Origin of the sequence: Pandoraea vervacti (assembly GCF_000934605.2) — a bacterium.
GTDB classification, from domain to species: Bacteria; Pseudomonadota; Gammaproteobacteria; order Burkholderiales; family Burkholderiaceae; genus Pandoraea; species Pandoraea vervacti.
The window spans coordinates 4,643,567-4,669,021 of record NZ_CP010897.2 but is presented as its reverse complement, the minus strand read 5'-3'; the positions used below and the strand labels follow the sequence as shown (position 1 = coordinate 4,669,021).

Here is a 25,455-nt window from a genome sequence, read left to right as displayed (position 1 = left end):
GCTATGAGCGATTGAGTGCAATGACCCGGCCCGCGGCATCGAACCAGACAGCGCCATCGCCAAGCATCACGCCCTGATCGCGCGCGAACATCAGGCGGGGCACTGCGGCACCGATCGTACGGACGAAACCGTCGGTAAAGATCTCGTTGTAGCGTGCCAGCAACGACTTGGGGTTCCGAAGAATGATCGTCTTGCCGCGCAACGATACGTGCAGCGGATAACGGATCGATTGTGCGACGACATCGCGCCGATCGTCGAGCACGCCCTTTCGGAACTGTGTGGCTGCACGATTGACGGCTTCATCGTCGTTCACACCGGCAACGCCGTACAGATGATCGATCTTGCCGGTCTGGATGCTGGTCAGCACCAACTCGAACGGCACCGAGCGCCCGTTGCGCAGATCCTTCCACTGGCCGGAAATGACCTCGCATGAGGACGACGCACCTTGCTGACGATTGACATTGTCCGCCGAGCTGAAGTCGCCTTCGAACGTCGCGCGCGGCATGCCGCCGGCGTCGAATTCGGTCAGGTGCAGATGCGACTTGCTTTCGAGCTTGCCGGTGAGTTGCGTGTCGCTTTGTGACGACGCATTCGCATAACGCCCTTCGAGCTTGCCGCCGGATGTCGGGCGCAGCACGAGACGCAATGGATTGCGCTCACCGAGCTGACCGCTGTAGGTCATGACGTGGTTGGCGATGTTGCGGTCCGAGGGATCGCAGTCCGCGTGCGCCATCGTTGGCATGACGACCGTGAACAGCAACGCCAGACAACTCAGGCCGGTCGCGCTTCGTTGTCGGACACGGCGCGTGGCGATGCGCATTGCGGCGCGTGTATCGTGTGCGGTGGCGCGTCCGGCACCAGGTTCGGCGCAGGCTGCGGCGCAAGCGCGGAAGGGCGCCGCGGACAACATCGTGAACGAAGCCGCAAAAGTGGTTGCAAAAGTGGCTGCGAAAGACGCTGCGAGAGACGTTGCAACGCGCACAGCGCGGGAGTCTCGGACGCGACTAGCGTCCGGGGCATCAAGAATCATGTGGCGAGAAGGAATTCGATAAAGCGAAAGCGGCGCGGACCGCGGCGGGACGACGACGTGGCAGATCATGCCTGGAACGTTTATCCGCCGATGTAGGACATCTCCACTTTCGGTGGTGCGTTCTCCGGCAGGCCAGTGGCCGCCGTACGCAAAGCCGAGTACCGGTCGGTGCGTCCGTGCCAGATATCGCCGATGACGGTCGAGATCTGCGCGTCGCTCGCGCCGTTACGCAGCAGCGTGCGCAAGTCGTACCCCGAGCTCGCGAAAAGGCACAGGTACAACTTGCCTTCCGTAGACAATCGGGCACGGGAACAAGTGCCGCAAAAAGCGCGGGTGACGGACGAAATGACGCCGACTTCACCGCCGCCGTCACGGTACCGCCAGCGCTGCGCAGTCTCGCCCGGGTAGTTCGGTTCCAGCGGTTCCACAGGCAGAGCATTGCCCACGCGGGCGATGACATCGGCTGACGGCAGCACTTCGTCCATACGCCAGCCGTTCGACGTGCCGACATCCATATATTCGATGAAGCGCAAAACGACACCGCTGCCATGGAAATGCCGTGCCATCGGCACGATATCGGTGTCATTCGTGCCGCGTTTGACGACCATGTTGACTTTGACCGGGCCCAGGCCGACACGCTGGGCTTCGGCGATCCCCTCGAGCACTTTCGTGACAGGGAAGTCGACGTCGTTCATCCGCCGGAAAATCGTATCGTCGAGGCTATCGAGGCTGACCGTAACGCGGGTCAGGCCCGCATCCTTGAGCGATTGCGCCCGGCGCGCCAAAAGCGAACCGTTTGTCGTCAGCGTGATGTCGATCGGCTTGCCGGACGGCGTACGCAGTCGCGCCAGCATCTCGATCAGGCGTTCGATGTGCTTGCGCAGCAACGGCTCACCGCCCGTCAGGCGCAGCTTCTCCACACCATGTTCGACGAACAGGCGTGCAGTACGCTCGATTTCTTCGAAAGACAGCAGGGAGGATTGCGGGAGGAAGGCGTAATCCTTGTCGAAGACGTCCTTCGGCATGCAATAGACGCAGCGAAAGTTGCAACGATCGGTCACCGAAATCCGCAGGTCGTGCAAGGGCCGCACCAGCGCATCTTCGAGATGGCCGGTCGCTGCGCGCACTTGTGCGGGAATCTGCGGGGCATGCGTCGCATATCGCGCGTCGCTACGCAGATCGGTGAGTCTGATGATCGTTTCAGTCATGGTGGGGCCTTAGCTTGCGTCTCCATTCTAACGAATTGACCTGAATGCCGCCGACGCGGGCCATTCACGCATCGGATATCGGTACCGAGGTATTCGCGGCGAGACGTCAAACTTGTACTCAGGGCAACGATACGGGCAGCGCCGGGCGGGCACAAGTCGGGACAACGCGGGGTTGTAAGGCGCGAAGTTGCCCCAAAGCCTATCGGCCGGGGAGGGCCGTTGAGCAGGAAGCAAAAAATGGAAAAGGAGGCCGAAGCCTCCTTTTCTGACATCACATCGATGATCTCGTATCGGATGACGTCGGGTGAGCCGTCGCCACCCGGACATCATCTGCGGCACCTGTGAGTTCGAGGTGTCACGAAATCACTCTCAGGCGACGTGATTCGTCGAGCGCGTTTCCACTTGCTCCATCGGACCGCTGTTGAGCGGTGTCGACGGGCGACGCTCGCGTTGCACGCGCGGTGCCGGGACGACCTGGGCGGCGGCTTCCTTGGCGGCGCGGTGCTTGTCGGCATCCGTGTGGACCCAGACCAGCCCCACACTTGCCAGCGTCGATTCGAGCGAGCTGCGTTCGAGCGTCGGCGTAACGACCACCGGGGCAACCTTTTGCGTCACGACTTCCGTCGCGGCCGCTGCGGCTTCCGGGGCGACCGGTACTGCCGTTGCAGTTTGCACCGGTGCCGCCGGGGCGGTTTGCTCCGGCGCGGCTGCCTCGACGGCAACCGGCGGCTGGACAACTTCGGCAACCTGCGGTGCTTGCTCGGCCGGCGTCGGGGCGCTGGCCGTCGCTGCCGTGGCGGCAATTTCCGTCAGGGCGTCGGCCGGCACCGTCTGCTGAGCGGGCGCCTGAGTGGCAACCGGCAGTGGCGCATGGACCGGCGGTACGACCGGCGTGCTCGTCACGTCTGCCGCGGCCAGCGGCGCAACGTTGACCGGCGCGATCGGCGCAGGTGCCGTTGCGGGCGCCTGTGCGACCGGCTCAGAGACCACGTGCGACGGCACTTCCGGCGTTGCGGCCGGTGCAGATTCCGTGACCGTGGCGACGGGGGCCGCGAAGGGCTCCACCGGCTCGGCACGAACCGGTGCCGGGGCCGGTTCGGCCTGGACTGCCTGAACCGCCGGCGCAACGGCTGCGGGTGCCGGAATGGCCGGGGCAGCGGCGTGCACCGGTACCTCAGTTGCAACGTTCTGTGCAGACGCGTTCGAGAGCACCGGAGCGTGCGTGCTTTCGTCGGCTTCCGACGCTTCGATGTCAGCGTGTTCGCCATCGGCGTTCACTTGCTGCTCGCCGGCCTCGCGCTCGCGACGCCCACCACGACGGCCGCGACGGCGGCTGCGACGGCGCTCTTCGCCCGCCTGCTCACCTTCCTCGCCGGTCACCTGTGGAGCGCCTTCGACCTGCGCGGCCTGAGTGGCCAGAAGGTCCTGATCGAGCACTTCCTGCTCAGCGTTCAAAGGCGCTGCCGCGGCGCGTTGCGGTGCGGCTTGCTGAGCGTCGGCACCTTCCGTCTGGCGGCGCTCACGACGCTCGCCACGTTCACGACGGCTGCCGCGTTCGCGCGGCTCACGGCCTTCCTCGGCACGCACGTCCTGCGACGGCTGACGCTGGGCGTCATCTCGCTCGCGCTTGTCGCGGCCTTCCTGACGGTCGTTGCGGTCGCCGCGCTCATTACGCTCATTACGGTCGTTGCGATCACCGCGCTCGTTACGTTCATTGCGCTCGCCACGCTCCGCACGTTCGGCGCGTTCCGGACGGGCGCCACGGCCTTCGCGTGCCGGTTGCCCTGCGTTGTCCTTGCCCGACTTGCTGTCGTCGCGCGCATTGCCGCGACGATTGCGGTTTTGCTGATGCGGACGGTCGTGACGCTCACGCGGCGGGCGTGCCGTCGGTTTGACCGGCTCTTCTGCCTTGACCGGTGCCGGTGCGGCAGCACCGATACCGAACAGGCGCTTGATGAAGCCGAAGATACCGCCGCCGCTTGCCGGTGCGGCAGCGGCCGGCGCCGTCGCTGCGACCGGTTCCGGACGCGGTTGAGCCGCCGGCGCCGGCTGCTCGGGCGTGATGCCCTTGACGGCAGCTTCCTGACGCGGACGCGCATCTTCCTTCTTCTTGCTGTAGCCCGCCGGATCTTCTTCCAGCGAACGCGCCGCTTCCTCGGCAAGCGCGTAGCTGGCTTTCGGAGCATCCAGACGCGGATCGTCGAAGCGCAAGCGCTCGAGCTTGTAGTGCGGCGTTTCGAGATGCTTGTTCGGGATCAGCAGCACGCCAACCTTGAAGCGTGCTTCGATCTTGTTGATTTCCTGACGCTTTTCGTTGAGCAGGAACGCGGAGACTTCGACCGGCACCTGGCAGTGGATCGCTGCCGTGTGCTCCTTCATCGCCTCTTCCTGAATGATGCGCAGGACTTGCAGCGCCGACGACTCGGCATCGCGGATATGGCCGGTGCCGTTGCAGCGCGGGCAGGTCACGTGCGTGCCTTCGGACAGCGACGGGCGCAGGCGCTGACGTGACAGTTCCATCAGGCCGAAGCGCGAAATCTTGCCCATCTGGACGCGGGCCCGGTCGTGCTTGAGCGCATCCTTGACACGTTGTTCGACTTCACGCTGGCTCTTGGCCGACTCCATGTCGATGAAGTCGATCACGATCAGGCCGCCGAGGTCGCGCAGACGCAACTGGCGTGCGACTTCATCTGCCGCTTCCAGGTTGGTGCGCAGCGCGGTTTCTTCGATGTCGGCGCCCTTGGTGGCACGTGCCGAGTTCACGTCGATCGAGACGAGCGCTTCGGTGTGATCGATCACGATCGCGCCGCCCGAAGGCAGCGGCACCTGGCGCGAGTAAGCCGTCTCGATCTGGTGTTCGATCTGGAAACGGGAGAACAGCGGCACGTCGTCACGATACTGCTTCACGCGGTTGAGGTGATCGGGCATGACCACCTGCATGAAGTTGCGGGCTTGTTCGGAAATTTCTTCCGTATCGATGAGGATTTCACCGATATCCGGCTGGAAGTAATCGCGGATCGCGCGAATGACGAGGCTCGACTCGAGATAGATCAGGGCCGAGTCGCGCGGCAGTTCGATGTTGTGGGCAGCGCCTTCGATGGCGTGCCAGAGTTGCAGCAGGTAGTTCAGGTCCCACTGGAGTTCTTCGGCCGAGCGACCGATACCGGCAGTGCGGGCAATGATGCTCATGCCTTCCGGCAGTTCGAGCTGACCCATCGTCTCGCGCAGTTCCTGACGGTCTTCGCCTTCGATGCGACGCGAGACACCGCCGCCGCGCGGGTTGTTCGGCATCAGCACCAGGTAGCGGCCTGCCAGCGAAATGAACGTCGTGAGGGCTGCGCCCTTGTTGCCGCGTTCTTCCTTTTCTACCTGAACGATGAGTTCCTGGCCTTCGGAGAGGGCGTCCTGAATGCGCGCATTGCGCACATCGGCACCTTCGCGGAAGTACGCACGGGCGACTTCCTTGAACGGCAGGAACCCGTGGCGACCTTCGCCGTAATTGACGAAGCAGGCTTCGAGAGAGGGTTCGATACGGGTGATGACACCCTTGTAGATATTGCCTTTACGCTGTTCGCGTCCGGCCGTCTCGATATCGATGTCGATGAGTTTCTGTCCATCGACGATTGCCACGCGCAGTTCTTCCTGCTGCGTGGCATTGAACAACATGCGTTTCATGAAAACGACTCCCACCCGCCGCAGTTGCCAATGTGCAGTGCGTCGGGCACGTATCACTCGAGTTATCCAACACGCGAGGTTCGAGCCGGGAGTGGAAGAATTGCCGGGGGGTCCGGGCGATGAGGCCGACGGACGCTATGGCGCCAGGAATACGTTTTCGCGCTCACCCGGATCCGCCGGGCCACCGGAAAACCCCGGCTCGGCGCGGATCACTTCGGGCTTGCAGTCCATACCAATAGAAACTGGACGAGAAACTTCATCAGTGTTTTCTCGGGGCGCCTGCCGACACTTATTCTTCTTGTGACGGCGCCTCATTTCGACTTTTTGCGCGAACGATATTCACAAAGCGATCAGCTCGGGCAGTGTCGTCCGGGCTGATCGCCAAAAAATTCTATAACCACCAACTCTATCCGCGTCCCGCGCGCTGCGACCGAAGCGGCCTATGGGCCCACTTCCTGCCGTCGCTGCGTGACGTGCGTGCGCTCGCTGCTCCAGGGTCACCGGACGAGCAGCCTGCCCGGGGTGCAAGTAAAATACCGTTTTGGGGTATGCACCGGACAGAGGTGGGGATTTGGCATGATTCCCGCTACCACCATCTCTGTCGGACAAATTATATTCATAATGAATGAGTTAGGCAAAAGTCGGCAGAAAATGGTTGCGCCGGCGTCCGCACCGCAGGTCAAGCTGGTCGAAGTCGACGATGGCTCGGCGGGCCAGCGTATCGATAATTTTCTCCTGCGCGAATGCAAAGGTGTGCCGAAAAGCCACGTATACCGCATCCTGCGTAGCGGCGAAGTCCGCGTCAACAAAGGGAGAGTAGACGCAGCCTATCGACTTGTCCTTGGCGATATCGTGCGGATTCCGCCGGTTCGCATGGCGACGCCCGATCCCGACGCAAAGGCCCACGTTCCGGCCGCCAGTTTCCCTGTCCTGTTCGAGGACGATTACCTCATGGCTATCGACAAACCCGCCGGTGTCGCCGTGCACGGGGGGAGTGGGGTGTCATTCGGCGTGATCGAACAGTTGCGACGGTCGCTGCCGCATCTGAAGTTTCTGGAGCTGGTGCACCGGCTGGATCGCGAAACGTCCGGCATCCTGCTGCTTGCGAAAAAGCGTGCGGCATTGGTTGGAATGCACGAGCAGATCCGCCATAACCGCATGGACAAGCGGTATCTGGCCTGTGTGACGGGGGAGTGGCGTGATCGTCAGCGCTCGGTCAAAGCGCCGCTATATAAATATGTCACGGCGGAAGGCGAGCGTCGCGTTCGTGTGCAGGAGGACGGACAAGCTTCCCACACCGTATTTCGCATGGTGGAATCTCACCCGCCTTATACGTTGCTCGAAGCGGAACTCAAAACGGGGCGAACCCATCAGATCCGCGTGCATCTGGCGCATTGCGGCACGCCCATCGTCGGCGACGACAAATATGGCGACTTTACGCTGAACAAGCACCTGGCGCGTCCGGGCAGCCGTCCCGGCATCAAACGCATGTTCCTGCACGCCTACCGGTTGAAGTTCACACACCCGGTACTGGATACGCCGATTGCGCTGGAAGCCGCGTTACCGCCAGAATGTGAGCAATTCCTGAATCAACTTCGAACTTCCACCGCCGATGCCAAGCCCTGAATTTGACCTGGTCGTATTCGACTGGGACGGGACGTTGATGGACTCGACGCCCACGATTACCCGCTGCATCCAGGCGGCTTGCCGTGATCTCGGTCTGCCGGTCCCGACGGACGAGCTCGCAAGCCACGTGATCGGCCTCGGGCTGCGCGACGCCCTGCAAATGGCTGTCCCGTCGCTCGATCCGGCGCATTATCCGCGCTTGTCGGAACGTTATCGCTTTCACTATCTGGTCGGCGACAAGGAGACGGTCCTCTTCGCCGGTGTGCGCGAATTGCTCGAAGAACTGCGCTCGCGCGGCCGTTTCCTCGCCGTGGCGACAGGCAAGTCGCGTGTCGGTCTGAACCGGGCGCTCGAATCGGCTGGCCTGATGCGGATGTTCGACGCCACCCGTTGCGCGGATGAGACATTTTCGAAGCCGCACCCGGCCATGCTCCAGGAACTGACGCGTGAACTCGGTCAGGACCTGCGCCGAACCGTCATGATCGGCGACACTACGCACGACTTGCAGATGGCGCGTAGCGCCGGTGCGGCCGGCGTGGGCGTGGCATACGGCGGCGCGCATCCTCGCGACCAGTTGGTGGCCCTGGAACCCGCCTATTGCGCCGCAAGCGTGGCCGAACTGCGCGAATGGCTGCTGGAGCGCGTGTGACCGACACTGCCGCGCCGCTGCCCATCTGTGCGGGCGACGCCCTTGAAGACGGCGGGCGCGGCGTGCGCTTCGAGGTGCTCGTGAGCGGGCGTCCAACGCCAGCGTTCGTGATTCGCTACGACGGACAGGTCTATGGCTATCTGAATCAATGCGCGCACGTACCGATGGAGTTGGACTGGTCGGAGGGGCAGTTCTTCGAGACGGGCGGCTTATACTTGATATGCGCCACACATGGCGCGACCTACGAGCCGGATACGGGCTTGTGCGTCGGCGGTCCCTGTCGTGGCGGTGCCTTGCAGCCGGTGCGAGTTGAGGAGGTGCCGTCGGCCGATTGCCGGACGACCGTCGTCTGGTGGCCCGACGCCTATATCGCCGCGCCGGGGTCTTCCGCGCCCTGAGCATGCGGCATCGGCCTTATTTGACTCAAACGTCACTCTAACGTCACTCTAACGTCCCTTAAAGTCCTGGATAACGTATGGCCGATTCCTTGCCGCCCGATTCGCCTCGCACCGAACCCGGCTTCCCGCCGCCGGGCGCCCGGACCCCATCCGGCGCCGTGCGCGATCCGCATGAGGTCAAGCCGTGGGAGCGCGAGATGCTGGAAAAGGTGCTGATGGCGGGCATTCGCGAACAACGGGCCGCGCGCCGCTGGAAGATTTTCTTCCGCCTGCTGATTCTGGCGATCATTGCCTTCGCCGTCTGGTCGATTTTCGATTTCGATAGCGGCAGCACGACGTCCGCCGGCGTCGGTTCGGGCAAGCACACGGCGCTCGTGACCCTGAACGGAGAGATCTCTGCAGACGGACAGGCGAGCGCGCAGAAAATCAATTCGGCGCTTGAGTCGGCGTTCGAGGACAAGTCGGCGGCGGGCGTGATCCTGCGAATCAACAGTCCTGGCGGCAGTCCGGTGCAGGCCGGCATGATTTACGACGACATCGCGCGGTTGCGCGCGAAATATCCGAAGAAGCCGCTCTATGTCGTCGTCGAGGAAATGTGCGCCTCCGGTGGCTATTACGTGGCGGCGGCCGCAGACAAGATCTACGTCGACAAAGCCAGCATTGTGGGGTCCATCGGCGTGTTGATGGACGGCTTCGGCTTCACGGGGCTCATGGACAAGGTCGGCGTCGAGCGCCGTTTGCTGACGGCAGGCCGTAACAAGGGCTTCCTGGATCCGTTTTCCCCGCAGACCGAACAGCAGAAGGCTTACGCACTCGATATGCTGGAGCAGGTGCATCAGCAGTTCATCGTGGCCGTCAAGAAAGGTCGTGGCAACCGGCTGAAGGACGATCCGGATCTGTTCAGCGGTCTGTTCTGGACGGGGCAGCGTTCCGTCGAACTGGGGTTGGCCGACGGGCTGGGGACGGTCGATTCCGTGGCCCGCGATGTACTCAAGGCCCCCGATCTGGTGGACTATACCGTCAAGGAAAATCTGCCCGAGCGCATGGCGCGGCGCTTCGGCGCGGCTGTCGGCGCCGCGGCGATGAAGACCATGCTGATGGGATCGGCGCTGACAATGAAGTAACGCGGTGGCTTGCCGACGGTGTCTGCACCGGCGCGTCAACAAACAAAACCCCACGGAAATTCGAAATTCCCGTGGGGTTTTGCTTTGTTGCCGGTGAATTAAGCGGCGTTCCAGGCGTTATTGACCCAAAAACAGAAAAATCGCGGGCCGCTTGTGGAGATCGACGCTGGCGTGGGGCCATCCCTTGATCCGGTGTGTCACGATTTGCTCGCCGTCCTGCGTGACATCGACGGCGACGCACAACAGCGTGGAAGCGTCGCAACTTTGCAACAACGCGTCGAGCATCGCCTTGTTGCGGTAGGGAGTCTCGATGAAGATCTGCGTCTGCTTTTCCTTGCGCGAACGTTGTTCGAGCTCGCGCAACCGCTTTGCGCGCTCGGCCGCATCGGTCGGCAGATAGCCGTGAAAGGCGAAGCTTTGCCCGTTCAGGCCGCTCGCCATGAGCGCGAGCAGAATCGAACTGGGGCCAACAAACGGCACCACGCGCACGCCTTTTTCGTGAGCGCGTCGTACCAGCAATGCGCCAGGATCCGCGACGGCCGGGCATCCCGCTTCGGAGACGAGGCCGCCATCCGCACCGGCAAGCATCGGGGCGAGCAGTTCATCGATCGCCGCTGCGGGCGTATTGACGTTCAGCTCCCGGATCTCGATTTCCTGGATGGGCGTGTTGACCCCGATCAGCTTGAGGAAGGCCCGGGTGCTCTTCGCTTGCTCCCCCACGAAATACGTCAAGCCTGCGGTCACCGCGCGGACCTCTTCCGGCAACACCGCCGGCAAGCCGCCACGGGTGTTCGTCCCCAGCGTATTAGGGATGAGATATAGGGTGCCGCTCATGCCGTCGCTCCTTTGTCGCCGCTCGCGCCAGGGCCCGGCAGCGCAATGCCCGCGTGCGTGAGCATGGTGGTCAGGGCGATCAGTGGCAAGCCGATGAGTGCCGTGGGATCGTCACTTTCGATGGTTTCGAGCAGCATGATCCCGAGCCCTTCCGATTTGGCGCTGCCGGCGCAGTCGTAGGGCGTTTCGGCGTGAAGGTATGCGGCCAGCACATCGTCGTGCAGGTCGCGGAACTTCACTCGCGTTACGACGTCTGTGGCCTGGGCCGCGTCGGTGCGGGCGTCATGCAGGCACAGGGCGGAGTGGAATTCGACGACCTTGCCGCGCATGTCGCGCAGTTGCGCCATGGCGTTGTCGAAGTTACCGGGTTTGCCGATCTGGCGCCCTTCGAAGGTCGCGACCTGATCGGAACCGATGATGAGGGCTCCGGGGTGGCGAGTGGCGACCGCCCGGGCTTTCTGGCGGGCGAGCCGTAGCGAGGTTTCGTGCGGCGTTTCGCCGCTCAGGGGTGTTTCGTCGATGTCCGGGACGTCGACCGAAAACGGCAGGCGCAGACGCTCGAGCAGTTCACGGCGATAGCGCGATCCGGAGGCCAGGATCAGCGGTGGCAGGGGCTGTGCGGTCATCGGGTTTAAGTGTTTGACGAGAAACGAAAAACTATTTAGAATTCACGGCTTTTGCAATCTGGCGCTCGGTCCCGCCAGTCCGCGCGATACCGGTTCGAACGCTCGAAAGTGGCGTCGGATCAAGGCGCTGCGAGTGACAGGGGACGTTGAGATGCAGCCAGATGCGCCAAGGCAAGGATGAGCGTGATGAGCGAATATATCGTCGATCTGTTCGAATTCGCGCGTACCGGCCGGGTGGCGGAAGGTGACGTGCAACTTGCGGCATTGCCGCGCATGGTAACCGAAGTGCCTGCCGAAGTCTCGGCGACGGGGCGTGCGCAGGCGGCGTTCCACTGGCGCGCGCAAGGCGCAGAGAAGCAGGTGCTGCGCGCGGATGGCAAGCCGGCCGTGGTGCAGTTCCTGACATTGTCGGTCGAAGGTCCGATGTGGCTTGAATGCCAGCGTTGCCTGACACCGTATGAGGCGCCCCTCGCGTCGGAAACGACTTTCGAGATCGTGCATGACGAGGCCGCTGCGGAAGACCGCCCGCTCGACGAGGACGAACTCGAAGCGCTGGTTGGCTCCAGGCATTTCGATCTGCTCGAGTTGATCGAAGAAGAATTGCTGTTGGCTTTGCCTATCGTACCGAAGCATGACGTTTGTCCGACGGTTCACGATAGCCTTGCCACGGGTAGCGACGGATTGGCCGAACCGGCCCCGGCGCCCGAAGAAGAGGATAAGCCGTCTCCGTTCGCGGCGCTGGCAGCGCTCAAGCGCTCGCCGGACAAGGACGGAAAGTAATGTGCGGCCGGATTTCCGGCTCACCAAAGTACATGTTTGCGTTAGTCGCACAGGTCGGGCCGACAGGCCGACACCGTAGGGCGGCGCTCGAACTGTGTTAAAATTTCGCGATATTTTGAGGAGTTATCATGGCCGTTCAACAGAACAAGAAGTCGCCGTCGAAGCGCGGCATGCACCGTTCGCACGATTTCCTGACCGCACCGTCGACCGCCGTCGAACCGACGTCGGGTGAGACGCACCTGCGTCACCACATCTCGCCGAACGGTTTCTACCGTGGTCGCAAGGTCATCAAGACCAAGAACGACTAATTCGGCCCTCCAGGCGACACGCGCCCATCATGGCGCTGTTTGATCGTCCGATGTGGCAAAAGCGGCACTCATCCTGCCGCTTTTTTTGTTACCTGTACCGCAAGCCAATCACGTCGACATGACAGTCACCCTGACGATCGATTGTATGGGCGGAGATCACGGCCCATCGGTGACGGTGCCGGCTGCGGTTCGCTTCGTGCAATCTACCGACGATGTCGAACTTGTGCTGGTCGGGCAGCAGGAGATCATCAACGCGCAGCTCGCAAAGCTGCGCGCGACGGATCACCCGCGCCTGTCCGTCGTGAATGCGAGCGAAGTCGTCGCCATGGACGACTCGGTCGAGACCGCACTGCGCAAGAAGAAAGACTCTTCGATGCGCGTGGCGCTCAATCTGGTCAAGGAAGCGCGCGCGCAAGCCTGCGTGTCTGCCGGCAATACCGGCGCGCTCATGGCCGTTTCCCGCTACGTGCTCAAGACGTTGCCTGGTATCGAGCGCCCGGCCATCGCCACGGTGCTGCCGAACCAGTTGGGCGGCTACACCACGATGCTCGATCTGGGCGCCAACGTGGACTGCGAGCCGACGCACCTGCTCCAATTCGCCGAAATGGGCCATGCGCTCGTGGCGGCCGTTGACGGTAAGGAACGTCCGTCGATCGGCTTGCTCAACATCGGCGAAGAAGTCATCAAAGGCAACGACGTCATCAAGCAGGCCGGCGAACTGCTGCGAGGCTCCACGCTGAACTTCTACGGCAACGTGGAAGGCAACGACATTTATCGTGGTACGACGGATATCGTCGTATGCGATGGTTTCGTCGGCAACGTCGCTCTCAAAACCTCCGAAGGCCTGGCGCAAATGCTCGGCGACATGATCCGCGAAGAGTTCACCCGCACCTGGTGGACAAAGGTGATTGCCGTCATTGCGCTGCCGATTCTCACCCGCTTCAAGAACCGCGTCGACCATCGCCGTTACAACGGTGCTGCATTGCTTGGATTGCGTGCGCTCGTCATCAAGAGTCACGGTTCCGCCGATGCCTACTCGTTTGAATGGGCCATCAAACGCGGCTATGATGCAGTTCGCAATGGCGTGCTCGACCGTCTGTCGCATGCCATGCAAGAGAATCAGACCCAGCTCCAGGACACCAAGCCGGTGAGCGCCATCCCGGCGCTTTGAAGCCGGTGCCCGCCCCGGTGCGATAACCGATCATAAGATGACCCAGTCCGCGATTTATTCCCGTGTCGTCGGTACCGGCAGCTACCTGCCGGCACGACGCGTGACCAATCAGCAGTTGGCAGATGAGCTTGCCACCCGAGGCATCGAGACGAGCGACGAGTGGATCGTCGAGCGTACCGGCATCAAGGCACGTCACTTTGCTGCGCCCGACCAGACGACCAGCGACATGGCGGTGGAAGCCGCCAAGCGCGCGCTCGAAATGGCCAATCTTAGCGCCGACCAGATCGACCTGATCATGGTCGCCACGTCGACGCCGGACTTCGTGTTCCCGAGCACTGCCTGCCTCGTACAGAGCAAGCTGGGCGTCACCAACGGTTGCGCGGCGTTCGATATTCAGGCGGTTTGCTCGGGCTTCGCCTACGCGATGGCGACGGCCGACAACTTCATTCGCTCGGGCGCCTATCGCAACGTTCTCGTGATCGGTGCCGAGACGTTCTCGCGAATCCTCGATTTCAACGATCGCACGACGTGCGTGCTGTTTGGCGACGGCGCGGGCGCGGTTGTGCTGCAGGCGTCCAGCGAGACGGGCATCCTGTCGAGCGCCCTGCATGCGGACGGCAGCTATTCGAACATCCTCTGTGTGCCGGGCAATGTGAACGCCGGCGCGGTGCAGGGCGAGGCGTTCCTCTATATGGACGGGCAGGCGGTGTTCAAGCTGGCCGTCAAGGTTCTCGAAAAGGTGGCTCACGAGGCCCTCGAGAAGGCTGGACTGGAAGCATCGGCAATCGACTGGCTGATTCCGCACCAGGCCAATCTGCGCATCATGACCAGCACTGCCCGCAAACTCGACGCCGTAGAGAAGATGGTGGTGACCGTCGACCAGCACGGTAATACTTCCGCCGCTTCGATCCCGCTCGCCCTGGATGTCGCAGTTCGCGACGGTCGTATCCAGAAGGGGCAGACCGTCATGATCGAAGGTGTCGGTGGCGGCTTTACCTGGGGGGCGGTGCTCTTTCGCATGTAAACGTCCTGGCGCCGAGGCGTCGCGTAACCGGCTGCGCTCTGTCGTGCGCGCCGGGCGTGGCGACGCCCTCAAGCGCGTCATATCGGCGCGCGAGAATGCGCCGCAATGTTTCTGAATCTGACAGCAAGAACCAGCGCTATGACATTCGCTTTCGTTTTCCCGGGACAAGGGTCCCAATCGGTAGGCATGCTCGACGCGTTCGCGGACAACGCGGTGGTGCGCGAAGTGCTCGCCGAAGCTTCGGACGCCCTCGGGCAGGACATGGCCAAGCTGATCGCAGCCGGTCCCGCCGAAGATCTCAACCTCACGACCAACACGCAGCCGGTCATGCTGAGCGCGGCCTACGCAATGTATCGCGCGTGGCTGGCCGACGGCGGCGCGAAGCCAGCGTTCGTCGCCGGTCACAGCCTCGGTGAATACACCGCGCTGGTCGCAGCCGGCGTCATCGCGTTCAAGGACGCCGTGCCGCTCGTGCGCTTTCGTGCGCAAGCCATGCAGGAAGCCGTGCCGGTCGGGCAGGGCGGCATGGCTGCTATTCTGGGATTGGACGACGACACCGTTCGCAGCGTCTGTGCCGACGCGTCGGCGGCGGGTGTGGTCGAGGCCGTCAACTTCAATGCCCCGGCGCAAGTCGTGATTGCGGGCGCCAAGGCTGGCGTGGAAAAGGCCTGCGAACTGGCCAAAGCCGCTGGCGCCAAGCGTGCGCTCGTGCTGCCGGTGTCGGCGCCGTTCCACTCGTCGCTGCTCAAGCCGGCCTCGGACCGTCTGCGCGAATATCTGGCGAATGTGACGTTTAACGCGCCGCAGGTCCCGCTCGTCAATAACGTTGATGTGGCCGTCGAAACCGACGTGGCCCGCATCAAGGACGCATTGGTGCGTCAGGCCGCCGCGCCGGTGCGCTGGGTCGAATCGGTCAAATGGCTCGCCGCTCAGGGGGTGACGCAGGTGGTCGAGTGCGGTCCGGGCAAGGTGCTCACGGGGCTGACCAAGCGTATCGACGGCAACCTCACGGGTTTGGCGATCACGGATCCGGCATCGCTCGCCGATGTGCGCGCCCAACTCTCGTAAGCCAAAGGCAAAGGTATTTCTTCGATGAGCAAGCAACTCGACAATCTCGTGGCGCTGGTGACCGGCGCTTCGCGCGGTATTGGCCGTGCCATCGCCCTCGAACTCGCTCGCCAGGGGGCGACGGTTGTGGGCACCGCCACCAGCGAGGCTGGTGCGCAAGGCATTGACGCCTATTTCGCCGAAGCGGGCGTTGCGGGCAAGGGCATTGTCCTGAATGTGACCGACGCCGAGGGCGTGGCCGCTGCGCTGGACGACATTCTCAAGCAGCACGGCAAACTCGACATCCTCGTCAATAACGCCGGTATCACGCGCGATAATCTCGCGATGCGGATGAAGGACGACGAGTGGGATGACGTGATCGATACCAACCTCAAGGCGATCTTCCGTCTCTCGCGTGCTGTGATCAAGCCGATGATGAAGGCGCGTAGCGGTCGCATCATCAACGTGACCTCGGTGGTCGGCTCTGCCGGTAACCCCGGTCAGGCCAACTATGCGGCAGCCAAGGCGGGTGTCGCCGGGATGTCGCGTTCGCTGGCCGCCGAGATTGGCAGCCGAAACATTACCGTCAATTGCGTCGCACCGGGTTTCATCGACACGGATATGACCAAGGCGCTGGGTGAGGCGCAGCATGAGGCGCTCAAGGCGCGCATTCCGCTGGGACGTCTGGGCGCACCGCAGGACATTGCCAACGCGGTGGCGTTCCTTGCGTCCCCGCAGGCTGGCTACATCACCGGCACCACGCTCCACGTGAATGGCGGCATGTTTATGAATTGAGGGAGATGTGCGCAGATATCATGAAATTGTTTGTATTTGCGCGACATTGAACATTATTTGGCGCATGCTAACTTTGGTTGGCAAACCTGTTAAAATGCGCGCACTTGTCTGAACTAAATACCCCGGAGGGTTGAATGGCTAGCATTGAAGAACGTGTCAAAAAGATCGTCGCGGAACAACTTGGCGTGGCAGAAGCCGAGGTCAAGAACGAATCCAGCTTTGTGAACGATCTTGGCGCAGACTCGCTCGACACGGTTGAGCTGGTGATGGCGCTGGAAGAGGAGTTCGGGATCGAGATTCCGGACGAGGACGCTGAAAAGATCACGACTGTTCAGCAAGCCATCGAGTTCGCTGAGAAAGAGGCCAACAAGAAGGCCTAATACGCCTTCGGATCGCCTGATTGGCCGGGAAGCCGACCGGCTCCTGGCGTCAGGCATGCCTGTCAGCCGCAGGGAGCGCAGGGTCGGACCTTGTCGCCTCTGTGGCTTTTGTTTTGTATGACCCAGCAGAAGAAGGGGAGTATCGTGAGTCGTCGTCGCGTCGTCATTACCGGTCTGGGCCTGATCTCGCCGGTCGGCAACACTGTTGCCGAAGGTTGGGAAAATCTGGTCGCGGGCCGTTCGGGCATCGCCAACATCACGAAGTTCGATGCGAGCAGCCATAAGGTTCGCTTCGCAGGCGAAGTCAAAAACTTCGAGACCGAGAAATATCTGTCGGCCAAGGATGCGCGCCGCATGGATACGTTCATCCATTACGGTCTCGCCGCCGGCATTCAGGCGTTCGAAGACAGCGGCTTGCAAGTCACCGCGGAAAACGCCGAACGCGTGGGCGTGCTGGTCGGTTCCGGTATCGGCGGCCTGCCGATGATCGAAGACACGCAGACCGACCTGCTCAATGGCGGTCCGCGCAAGATTTCCCCATTTTTCGTGCCTGGCTCGATCATCAACATGATCTCCGGCCATCTGTCGATCAAGTACGGTCTGAAGGGGCCGAACCTCGCCATCGTGACGGCCTGCACGACCGGTCTGCACTGTATCGGCCAGGCAGCGCGCATGATTCAGTATGGCGACGCGGATGCCGTGCTCGCAGGCGGCGCCGAATCGACGGTGTCCCCGCTGGGTATCGGCGGATTCGCCGCGATGACCGCGCTGTCCACGCGCAATGACGATCCGGCAACGGCGAGCCGTCCGTGGGACCGGGATCGCGACGGTTTCGTGCTGGGCGAAGGCGCCGGCGTGATGATGGTCGAAGAGTACGAGCACGCCAAGGCGCGCGGCGCAAAGATCTATGCGGAGATCAAGGGCTTCGGCATGAGCGCCGACGCGTATCACATGACCGCCCCGTGCGAAGACGGCGACGGCGCTCTGCGCGCCATGACGAACGCATTGCGCGATGCCGGTCTGAACGCCGACACCGTCAATTACGTGAACGCACATGGCACCTCGACGCCGCTGGGCGACATCGCCGAGACGGTCGCGGTCAAGCGACTGATGGGCGACGCGGCCAAGCACGTCGTCGTGAACTCGACAAAGTCGATGACCGGCCATTTGCTGGGCGGTGCGGGCGGCTTGGAATCGGTGTTTACCGTGCTGGCCGTTCACCACCAGAAATCGCCGCCGACGATCAATATCTTCAATCAAGATCCCGCTTGCGACCTCGATTACTGCGCAAACGTGGCTCGCGACATGAAAATTGATGTCGCGTTGAAGAACTCTTTCGGATTTGGCGGGACTAACGGCACGCTGGTCTTCCAGCGCGTCTAAGTTCGCGGGACGCCGCGCAGGCGTCCCGTCCCGCTAACCCACGCTCCGGTGAGTGTGCCCGGGCGTGCGGCGTCAAAGACATTTCCAGCCATGGCGGCAACTGCCGCCGTGGTGCAATCGGGCCCGACCGGGGCCTGGCAGCCAGAGAAAATACGGATCCATATCAGGTGAGTGAACGAGAAATCGACCAGGCGCTCGTAGAGCGCGTGCAAAAGGGCGACAAAGCCGCCTTCGAGCTGTTGGTCGCGAAATATCACCGCAAGATCATCCGCCTCGTATCGCGGCTCGTGCGCGACGCTGCCGAGGTCGAGGATGTGACGCAGGAGGCCTTTATCAAGGCCTACCGCGCCTTGCCGCAGTTTCGTGGCGAGTCGGCGTTCTATACCTGGTTGTATCGTATTGCTGTCAACACGGCGAAAAACCACCTTGCAACGCAAGGGCGCCGTGCACCGACTTCGACTGAAGCGAACGCTGAAGAAGCGGAAACTTTTGCCGAGGCCGATCAACTAAGGGATATCAACACGCCTGAGTCGATGCTGATGAGCAAGCAGATTGCTCAAACGGTCAACACAGCGATGGAGGCTTTGCCCGATGAACTTCGGACGGCGATCACCCTGCGAGAAATCGAGGGGCTTAGCTACGAAGAGATCGCAGAAGCCATGGGGTGCCCGATCGGAACGGTCCGTTCGCGAATTTTCCGGGCGCGTGAAGCGATTGCCAGCCGGCTGAGGCCGCTGCTGGACACGCCTGACGGTAAGCGCTGGTGAGCGCGCCGCCGGGGAAGTTATTTTCGTTGGGGGATATCATGGGATCAGCGACGGTGCAAACGCAGCGGGGGCTGCAAGCCGAGCGGATTTCCGCGTTGATGGACGGGGAATTCGATCCGGACGAACTGGCCGCCCTGCTGGACGAGGCCGACACCTCGGGCCGGCCTCTGTGGGACGACTACCATCTGATCGGCGACGCACTGCGTTCCGATGAACTGACGTTGCCGCGTTCGGAGTCCGCCTTCATGGCGTCCTTTGCGGCACGTCTGGACGCTGAGCCGCATCTGCTTGCGCCGGCCGCGCTGGCTGACGCTCAGGCTGCAACCGCGCCGGGCGCAAAGGCCGCGGGTTCGCGAGTCACCCGTATCAATCCGTTCCTGCGTGTACGCCGCGTGTTGCCGACGGCCGCTGCGGCGGCCGCAGTGGCTGCGCTGTCGTGGGTCGTGGTGCCGCGTCTGCAGGACCATCCGACAGGGGCGACCCAGACGCAGGTGCTCGCTCAGAGCGCAGCGCCGGCAACTTCGGGTTCGAGCCTTACGCGCGTAGCGCTCTCTCAGCAACCGCAAGCGGCTGTGGCTGCCAACGGTGCGGGCGCCGGTGCCCCGAACGACCTGATCGTGCTGCGTGATGCACGTCTCGATCAATATCTGGCGGCCCACCAGCAATACGCACCGGCCCCCATCGGCCAGAGCGTTTCCCCTTACATGCGAGCCTCGGCGCAAGCGGACGAATAAATGCAGCGCCTGAGTATCGAATCCTTGCCGCGTGCGCCCATCGGGCGCACTTTCTTCCTGTTCGCTTTCCTGCTGGCGACCACCCTGCAAACGCAGGCGTGGGCGCAGGCTTCTGCGCCTTCCACCGATCCGTTGATCGAGAAGCGCGAAGTCAGCGCGTGGCTCAACAAGATTCATCGCGCGGCGCAGACGCAAAACTACATTGGTACGTTCGTCTACCAGCGTGGGTCGACCATGCGTTCGTCGAAGATCAGTCACTTCGCGGACAAAGGTAATGAATACGAAGAACTCGAGACGCTCGATGGACGTCAGCGTCGCATTCTTCGCCAGAATGACGATGTCTACACGCTCATCCCGGAGCAGAAGACCGTCTTCCAGGAAAAGCGCGAGAGCAAGGACTCGTTCCCCGCGTTGCTTGCCACGCCGAACCGCGATGTGCTTGATAACTACGCACCGAAGCTGCTGCCGAACGAACGCATGGCTGGCTTCGACTGCATGGTGATCGAACTTTCGCCGAAGGACGATTATCGTTTCGGGTACCGGCTGTGGGCCGACCGCAACACAGGTCTGCTGTTGAGAGCCCAAACGCTCGATGCGGAAGGGCATTTGCTTGAGCAGGCGGCGTTCTCTCAAATCTCGATTGGCGTGCCGAGTGAGAAGGCGCGAATCCTGCACGCGATCCAGGCGACGCACGGCTGGCATGTCGTGAAGCCGCAAATTGCCGCGACCCGACTGTCCGACGCGGGCTGGAGCATCGACGTCGACAAGAAGGTGCCCGGGTTCAAGGCGGTTCGTGAGGTGCGTCGTACGATGCGCTCGACCGCAGATGGCAAACCGCTTGAAGTCCAGCAGGTGGTATATTCCGACGGCATGGCCGGACTTTCGGTGTTCATCGAACCGGCAACGCGTGATCGCAAGGAAGGCCACGGCAGTGCGGGGGCGACGAACATCCTCATCAAGCGCCATGGCGACTTCTGGCTGACCTTGCTAGGCGAAGTGCCGCAGGCCACCCTGCAGCAGTTTGCTTCCAGTATCGAGTTTAAGCAGCCGGCGAAGTGACCGGCTGTCGGGTGGGCCGCGACCGGCAACGGCGTGGTCCGGGCAGCGAGGCGCTGGCAAGACGCGACGGTGCGTCGGGTGTCAGGCTGCCCTCAGGGATTCCGAGACTTTCGCGCACCACGATCTTCCAATGAAGAAGACTCTCCTGCTTCGTGTCATCCTCGGCGGCGCCATGGCCGCCCATCTGGCGGGAGCCCCCGCCGCGTTTGCCGCCCCTGCCTCTGCGACGAGCAGCGCAACGGCGTCGTCGAACGCACCGCTAGTCAGCAATCTTCCCGATTTCACCCAACTCGTCGATCGCGTCGGCCCTGCCGTCGTCAATATTCGGACGACCGAGCGCGTTAGCCGCAATCAGCGTGGCTTGCCGCCGGGCATGGACGACGACATGGCCGAATTGTTCCGTCGTTTCTTCGGTGTGCCCATGCCGCAGCAGCCTGGGCCGAAGGGGGGCACGCCGCGACGCGGTCAGCCACAGCCCGATGAGGAGCAGAACAGCGGCGTGGGGTCGGGGTTCATCGTCTCGAATGACGGCTACATTCTGACGAACGCCCACGTTGTCGACGGGGCGGACAGCATCTACGTCACCCTGACCGACAAGCGCGAGTTCAAGGCCAAGCTGGTGGGCGCGGACAAACGCACCGACGTTGCCGTCGTCAAGGTCGAGGCCAAGGATCTGCCGACCGTGCCGGTAGGCGATTCGAACCGGCTTCGCGTAGGCGAATGGGTGGTCGCGATCGGGTCGCCGTTCGGACTCGAAAATACGGTAACGTCGGGCATCGTGTCGGCCAAGGGGCGCGATACGGGGGATTACCTGCCGTTCATCCAGACGGACGTTGCCGTGAATCCGGGCAATTCCGGTGGTCCGCTGATCAACATGCGCGGTGAGGTGGTGGGCATCAATTCGATGATCTACAGCCAGACCGGTGGCTTCATGGGCATTTCGTTCGCGATTCCGATCGATGAAGTCATGCGTGTGGTCGACCAGCTCAAGAAGACGGGCAAGGTCGTGCGCGGGCGCATCGGTGTGGCGATCAGCGAAGTCAGCAAGGACGTGGCCGATTCGCTGGGCCTGCCGCGTGCGCAAGGCGCGCTCGTGCGTAGCGTCGAGCCGGGCAGCCCGGCCGAGAAGGCGGGGGTGCAGCCGGGCGACATCATCATGAAGTTCGAGGGTCGCCCCGTCGATCACGCGACCGATCTGCCGCGTATGGTGGGCGAAACCAAGCCGGGTTCCAGCGCCACGCTGCAGGTATTGCGCAAGGGCAAGAATCAGGATCTGAAGATCGCCATCGCCGAAGCCGATACCGACACGCCCAAGGCGTCGAAGGCGCAGGGTGGCAGTGCCGACACGCCGCATCCGAACGCGCTTGGGCTGGTCGTCTCCGATCTGACCGATGCGCAGAAGAAGGACATGAAGCTGCGTGGCGGGGTGCAGGTCGAGCTGGCGGAAGGGCCGGCCGGTCGGGCGGGGCTCCAGCAGGGCGACATCATTCTGCGAGTGGGCGACGCCGACATCGCCAATGCCAAGCAGTTCGAGGAAGTGGTCAAGGCGCTCGACCCCAAGCGTCTGGTGCCGATCCTGGTGCGACGTGGCGATGCGACGCAGTTCGTGCCGCTGCGCCCGCGTGCCCCGAGCGGCAAGTAAGCTCGCCTCATGACCGCGCCGGCGTTCACGCTGTACGGCCGCAAGTGGTGTCATCTATGCGATGACATGCTTGCGGCGCTCGAAGCGATGCGCCCGGCGTGGGATTTCTCGGTGACCGTCGTCGATGTCGACAGCGATCCGGCGCTGGAAGCCAAATACGACGAGATCGTGCCGGTGCTTGCACTGGGGGATCGCGAGCTGTGCCGGTATCATTTCGACGCCAATGCCGTGGCTGCCGTCTTTCTATCGGACTGAAGCCGCGCGTCTCCCGCTCAAGAACGACGCCAGGACCTTCCCGTCATTGCCGATGTATCGCCGAGATATGCGCGATTCCGGACGGAATCGCTGCGCTTTCGGCTAAAATGTCGTGTTTGCCGATTCTCTCGAAAGCCGCTGCCGAGCCGAATCCGATGGCACCGACTTTTCTATAGCCCGCCTCATGGACCATATTCGCAATTTTTCGATCATCGCCCACATCGACCACGGGAAATCGACCCTGGCCGATCGCATCATCCAGCTGAGCGGCGGTTTGTCCGATCGTGAAATGGAATCGCGCGTCCTCGACTCGATGGACCTCGAGCGCGAGCGTGGCATCACCATCAAGGCGCAGACGGCCGCGCTGCAATACAAGGCGCGCGACGGCAAGGTCTATAACCTCAACCTCATCGATACACCGGGACACGTCGACTTTTCGTACGAAGTGAGCCGTTCGCTGTCCGCGTGCGAAGGTGCGCTGCTCGTGGTCGACGCTTCGCAGGGCGTCGAAGCGCAGACGGTGGCGAACTGCTACACGGCGATCGAACTGGGTGTGGAAGTGGTTCCGGTGCTCAACAAGATCGATTTGCCGTCTGCCGAGCCCGAGAACGCGATCCAGGAGATCGAAGACGTTATCGGCATCGAAGCGACCGACGCCGTGCGCTGCTCGGCGAAGACCGGCCTCGGTGTGGAAGACGTGCTTGAAGCGCTGATCGCCAAGGTGCCGCCGCCCAAGGGCGATGCGAATGCCCCGTTGCAGGCGTTGATCATCGACTCGTGGTTCGATAGCTACGTGGGCGTGGTCATGCTCGTGCGCGTCGTGAACGGAACGCTCAAGCCGAAGGAAAAGATTCACCTGATGGCCACGGGGTCGAGCCATCTGGTCGAGCAGGTCGGCGTGTTCACGCCCAAGTCGAAGCAGCTCGCGGCACTCTCGGCGGGGCAGGTCGGCTTCATCATCTCGGGCATCAAGGAACTCGGTGCTGCGAAGGTGGGCGATACGGTCACGCACGCCGTGACCACGACGACCAAACCGGCCGATGCGCCGCTGCCGGGCTTCAAGGAAGTCAAACCGCAGGTGTTCGCCGGGCTTTATCCCGTTGAAGCCAACCAGTACGACGCGCTGCGTGAGTCGCTTGAAAAGCTCAAGCTCAACGATGCGTCGCTGCAATACGAGCCTGAAGTCTCGCAGGCGCTGGGCTTCGGCTTCCGCTGCGGCTTCCTGGGGTTGCTGCACATGGAAATCGTGCAGGAGCGTCTGGAGCGCGAGTTCGACATGGACCTCATTACCACGGCACCGACCGTGATTTATGAGGTGACGGAGCGCGACGGCACCGTGGTGTCCGTCGAAAACCCGTCGAAGATGCCGGATCCGGGCCGTATCGAGGAAGTTCGCGAGCCGATCGTCACGGTGAATTTGTACATGCCGCAGGAGTATGTCGGCTCGGTCGTCACGTTGTGTCAGCAAAAACGTGGTATTCAGATCGACATGCAGTACCACGGCCGTCAGGTCCGTCTGATCTACGAAATTCCGATGGCCGAAATCGTGCTCGATTTCTTCGATCGTCTGAAGTCGGTGTCGCGCGGTTACGCGTCGATGGACTACGAGTTCAAGGAGTATCGCGCGTCGGATGTCGTCACGGTCGACATGCTCATCAACAGTGACAAGGTCGACGCCCTGTCGATCATCGTTCACCGTTCCGAGAGTCGCCGTCGCGGCGCGCAAGTCGCGGCGAAGATGCGGGAAATCATTCCGCGTCAGATGTACGACGTGGCGATTCAGGCGGCGATCGGTGCGAACATCATTGCCCGTGAAAACATCAAGGCCTTGCGCAAGAACGTTCTGGCGAAGTGCTATGGTGGCGACATCACGCGTAAGAAGAAGCTGCTTGAGAAACAGAAGGAAGGTAAGAAGCGCATGAAGCAGGTGGGGAGCGTTGAAATTCCTCAGGAAGCGTTCCTTGCCATTTTGCAAGTCGAAGACAAATAACGTAGCGACAGGTCCCGCATGAATTTCGCCCTGATTCTTTTGATCCTGGTGCTGGTGACCGGGGTGGCCTGGGTGGCCGACAAGTTGGTGTTTCAACCGGCGCGCCGCCGGGCAGCACAGAACGCTGTGGCGCAATTCGATCAGCAGCAACTGGCGTTGCAGGGTTCCGGTGTTCAGGGCTCTGGTTCGCAGGAAGGCAGCGCACTTGCGAGTGCACGTGCGAAATTGCGTGACGAGAAGCTGCGTCAACCTTGGTGGCTCGAATATTCCGCGAGCTTCTTCCCGGTGATTCTGGCGGTGTTCGTGCTGCGCTCGTTCGTGGTCGAACCGTTCAAGATTCCGTCCGGATCGATGATCCCGACCCTGCTCGTCGGCGATTTCATTCTCGTCAACAAGTTCGACTACGGTATCCGTCTGCCGGTGATCAACAAGAAGATCATCCCGCTGGGTGAACCGAAGCGCGGCGACGTTGTAGTGTTCCGTTATCCGAAAGATGAGTCCATGGACTACATCAAGCGTGTGATCGGTGTGCCGGGCGACGTGGTGGCCTACCAGAACAAGAAGCTGACGATCAATGGGCAACCTGTGCCCGAAACGGCGTTGCCGGATTATTTCGACGACGAGCATATCGCCTACTTCAAGCAGTTCGAAGAGACGGTGGGCGGGGTCAAGAATCGTATTCTGAACGATCCGAACGTGCCGCCGTACATCATGGGCGCCGACGACTTTCCGAACAAGCAGAACTGCCAGTACAACAGTCAGGGCGTGATCTGCAAGGTGCCGCCAGGTAACTACTTCATGATGGGCGACAACCGCGATAACAGCGCGGATAGTCGATACTGGGGTTTTGTCCCGGAAGAAAACATCGTCGGTCGTGCATTCTTCATCTGGATGAACTTCTCGAATCTGAAGCGTTTGGGCAGCTTCCAGTAAAGACTGCGGCCACGGTG

24 protein-coding genes are annotated in these 25,455 nt (G+C 62.2%); 19 read left to right on the top strand and 5 right to left on the bottom strand.

Annotated elements, in window-relative coordinates; genetic code table 11:
* Position 1: 1 nt before the first annotated feature.
* The 3 genes from UC34_RS20300 to UC34_RS20290 form a co-directional block, all read right to left on the bottom strand.
* On the bottom strand, positions 2-820 hold the full coding sequence (locus tag UC34_RS20300) for a hypothetical protein (RefSeq protein ID WP_044456954.1): 819 nt from the start codon (positions 818-820) through the stop codon (positions 2-4).
* Positions 821-1,110: 290 nt separating this feature from the next.
* A complete protein-coding gene (gene moaA, locus UC34_RS20295) occupies positions 1,111-2,238 on the bottom strand; it encodes a GTP 3',8-cyclase MoaA (protein WP_044456953.1) in 1,128 nt (375 codons plus the stop codon).
* 369 nt (positions 2,239-2,607) lie between these two features.
* A complete protein-coding gene (locus UC34_RS20290; RefSeq protein WP_044456952.1) occupies positions 2,608-5,913 on the bottom strand; it encodes an Rne/Rng family ribonuclease in 3,306 nt (1,101 codons plus the stop codon).
* Between the two features lie 621 nt (positions 5,914-6,534).
* Here UC34_RS20290 and UC34_RS20285 point away from each other — a divergent pair.
* The 4 genes from UC34_RS20285 (at position 6,535) to UC34_RS20270 (ending at position 9,710) form a co-directional block, all read left to right on the top strand.
* Positions 6,535-7,539 carry an RluA family pseudouridine synthase gene (locus tag UC34_RS20285; protein ID WP_044456951.1) on the top strand — a complete coding sequence of 335 codons (1,005 nt, stop codon included), beginning with the start codon at positions 6,535-6,537 and terminating at the stop codon, positions 7,537-7,539.
* Positions 7,526-8,188, top strand: a complete 663-nt coding sequence (locus UC34_RS20280; protein ID WP_044456950.1) for an HAD family hydrolase — start codon at positions 7,526-7,528, stop codon at positions 8,186-8,188. Before UC34_RS20285 ends, UC34_RS20280 begins: the two co-directional genes overlap by 14 nt.
* Positions 8,167-8,586, top strand: a complete 420-nt coding sequence (locus UC34_RS20275) for a Rieske (2Fe-2S) protein (RefSeq protein WP_044456949.1) — start codon at positions 8,167-8,169, stop codon at positions 8,584-8,586. The genes UC34_RS20280 and UC34_RS20275 overlap by 22 nt, the downstream gene beginning before the upstream one ends.
* 77 nt (positions 8,587-8,663) lie before the next feature.
* On the top strand, positions 8,664-9,710 hold the full coding sequence (locus UC34_RS20270; RefSeq protein ID WP_044456948.1) for a S49 family peptidase: 1,047 nt from the start codon (positions 8,664-8,666) through the stop codon (positions 9,708-9,710).
* Positions 9,711-9,827: 117 nt separating this feature from the next.
* Here UC34_RS20270 and UC34_RS20265 read toward each other — a convergent pair whose 3' ends face one another.
* Together UC34_RS20265 and UC34_RS20260 are read right to left on the bottom strand one after the other, a co-directional pair.
* Positions 9,828-10,544, bottom strand: coding sequence for an SAM-dependent methyltransferase (locus UC34_RS20265; protein WP_044456947.1), 717 nt, complete (start codon positions 10,542-10,544; stop codon positions 9,828-9,830).
* The gene (locus tag UC34_RS20260) at positions 10,541-11,170 is read right to left on the bottom strand and encodes a Maf family nucleotide pyrophosphatase (protein WP_044456946.1); all 630 of its coding nucleotides are present in this window, start codon (positions 11,168-11,170) and stop codon (positions 10,541-10,543) included. Before UC34_RS20260 ends, UC34_RS20265 begins: the two co-directional genes overlap by 4 nt.
* Positions 11,171-11,347: 177 nt before the next feature.
* Here UC34_RS20260 and UC34_RS20255 point away from each other — a divergent pair, with 177 nt between their 5' ends.
* The 15 genes from UC34_RS20255 to lepB all read left to right on the top strand — a co-directional run bounded on the left by UC34_RS20255 (position 11,348) and on the right by lepB (position 25,438).
* A complete protein-coding gene (locus tag UC34_RS20255; RefSeq protein ID WP_052811150.1) occupies positions 11,348-11,950 on the top strand; it encodes a DUF177 domain-containing protein in 603 nt (200 codons plus the stop codon).
* A gap of 128 nt (positions 11,951-12,078) precedes the next feature.
* Positions 12,079-12,258, top strand: coding sequence for a 50S ribosomal protein L32 (gene rpmF / locus UC34_RS20250; RefSeq protein ID WP_023594409.1), 180 nt, complete (start codon positions 12,079-12,081; stop codon positions 12,256-12,258).
* A gap of 118 nt (positions 12,259-12,376) precedes the next feature.
* On the top strand, positions 12,377-13,429 hold the full coding sequence (gene plsX, locus UC34_RS20245; protein WP_044458479.1) for a phosphate acyltransferase PlsX: 1,053 nt from the start codon (positions 12,377-12,379) through the stop codon (positions 13,427-13,429).
* Between the two features lie 37 nt (positions 13,430-13,466).
* Entirely contained in the window at positions 13,467-14,453 is a 987-nt protein-coding gene (locus tag UC34_RS20240; RefSeq protein ID WP_044456945.1) for a beta-ketoacyl-ACP synthase III, read from the top strand.
* 138 nt (positions 14,454-14,591) lie between these two features.
* Positions 14,592-15,521, top strand: coding sequence for an ACP S-malonyltransferase (gene fabD / locus UC34_RS20235; protein ID WP_044456944.1), 930 nt, complete (start codon positions 14,592-14,594; stop codon positions 15,519-15,521).
* A 24-nt stretch (positions 15,522-15,545) separates the two neighbouring features.
* A complete protein-coding gene (fabG, locus tag UC34_RS20230) occupies positions 15,546-16,295 on the top strand; it encodes a 3-oxoacyl-ACP reductase FabG (RefSeq protein WP_044456943.1) in 750 nt (249 codons plus the stop codon).
* 134 nt (positions 16,296-16,429) lie between these two features.
* Entirely contained in the window at positions 16,430-16,675 is a 246-nt protein-coding gene (gene acpP, locus UC34_RS20225; protein ID WP_044456942.1) for an acyl carrier protein, read from the top strand.
* A 144-nt stretch (positions 16,676-16,819) separates the two neighbouring features.
* Positions 16,820-18,058 carry a beta-ketoacyl-ACP synthase II gene (fabF, locus tag UC34_RS20220; protein WP_044458478.1) on the top strand — a complete coding sequence of 413 codons (1,239 nt, stop codon included), beginning with the start codon at positions 16,820-16,822 and terminating at the stop codon, positions 18,056-18,058.
* Positions 18,059-18,225: 167 nt separating this feature from the next.
* The gene (gene rpoE / locus UC34_RS20215) at positions 18,226-18,825 is read left to right on the top strand and encodes an RNA polymerase sigma factor RpoE (protein WP_010805230.1); all 600 of its coding nucleotides are present in this window, start codon (positions 18,226-18,228) and stop codon (positions 18,823-18,825) included.
* Between the two features lie 38 nt (positions 18,826-18,863).
* Complete coding sequence (locus UC34_RS20210) at positions 18,864-19,559, top strand: sigma-E factor negative regulatory protein (RefSeq protein ID WP_044456941.1); 696 nt, start codon at positions 18,864-18,866, stop codon at positions 19,557-19,559.
* Positions 19,560-20,618, top strand: a complete 1,059-nt coding sequence (locus UC34_RS20205) for a MucB/RseB C-terminal domain-containing protein (RefSeq protein ID WP_084070844.1) — start codon at positions 19,560-19,562, stop codon at positions 20,616-20,618.
* A 130-nt stretch (positions 20,619-20,748) separates the two neighbouring features.
* Positions 20,749-22,260 (top strand): DegQ family serine endoprotease, encoded by a 1,512-nt coding sequence (locus UC34_RS20200; RefSeq protein ID WP_052811149.1) that lies wholly within the window; start codon positions 20,749-20,751, stop codon positions 22,258-22,260.
* 9 nt (positions 22,261-22,269) lie between these two features.
* Complete coding sequence (locus tag UC34_RS20195) at positions 22,270-22,515, top strand: glutaredoxin family protein (protein ID WP_044456940.1); 246 nt, start codon at positions 22,270-22,272, stop codon at positions 22,513-22,515.
* Positions 22,516-22,699: 184 nt separating this feature from the next.
* Positions 22,700-24,505 (top strand): translation elongation factor 4, encoded by a 1,806-nt coding sequence (gene lepA / locus UC34_RS20190; protein WP_044456939.1) that lies wholly within the window; start codon positions 22,700-22,702, stop codon positions 24,503-24,505.
* Positions 24,506-24,523: 18 nt separating this feature from the next.
* Complete coding sequence (gene lepB, locus UC34_RS20185; RefSeq protein ID WP_044456938.1) at positions 24,524-25,438, top strand: signal peptidase I; 915 nt, start codon at positions 24,524-24,526, stop codon at positions 25,436-25,438.
* The last annotated feature ends 17 nt before the right edge of the window (positions 25,439-25,455 follow it).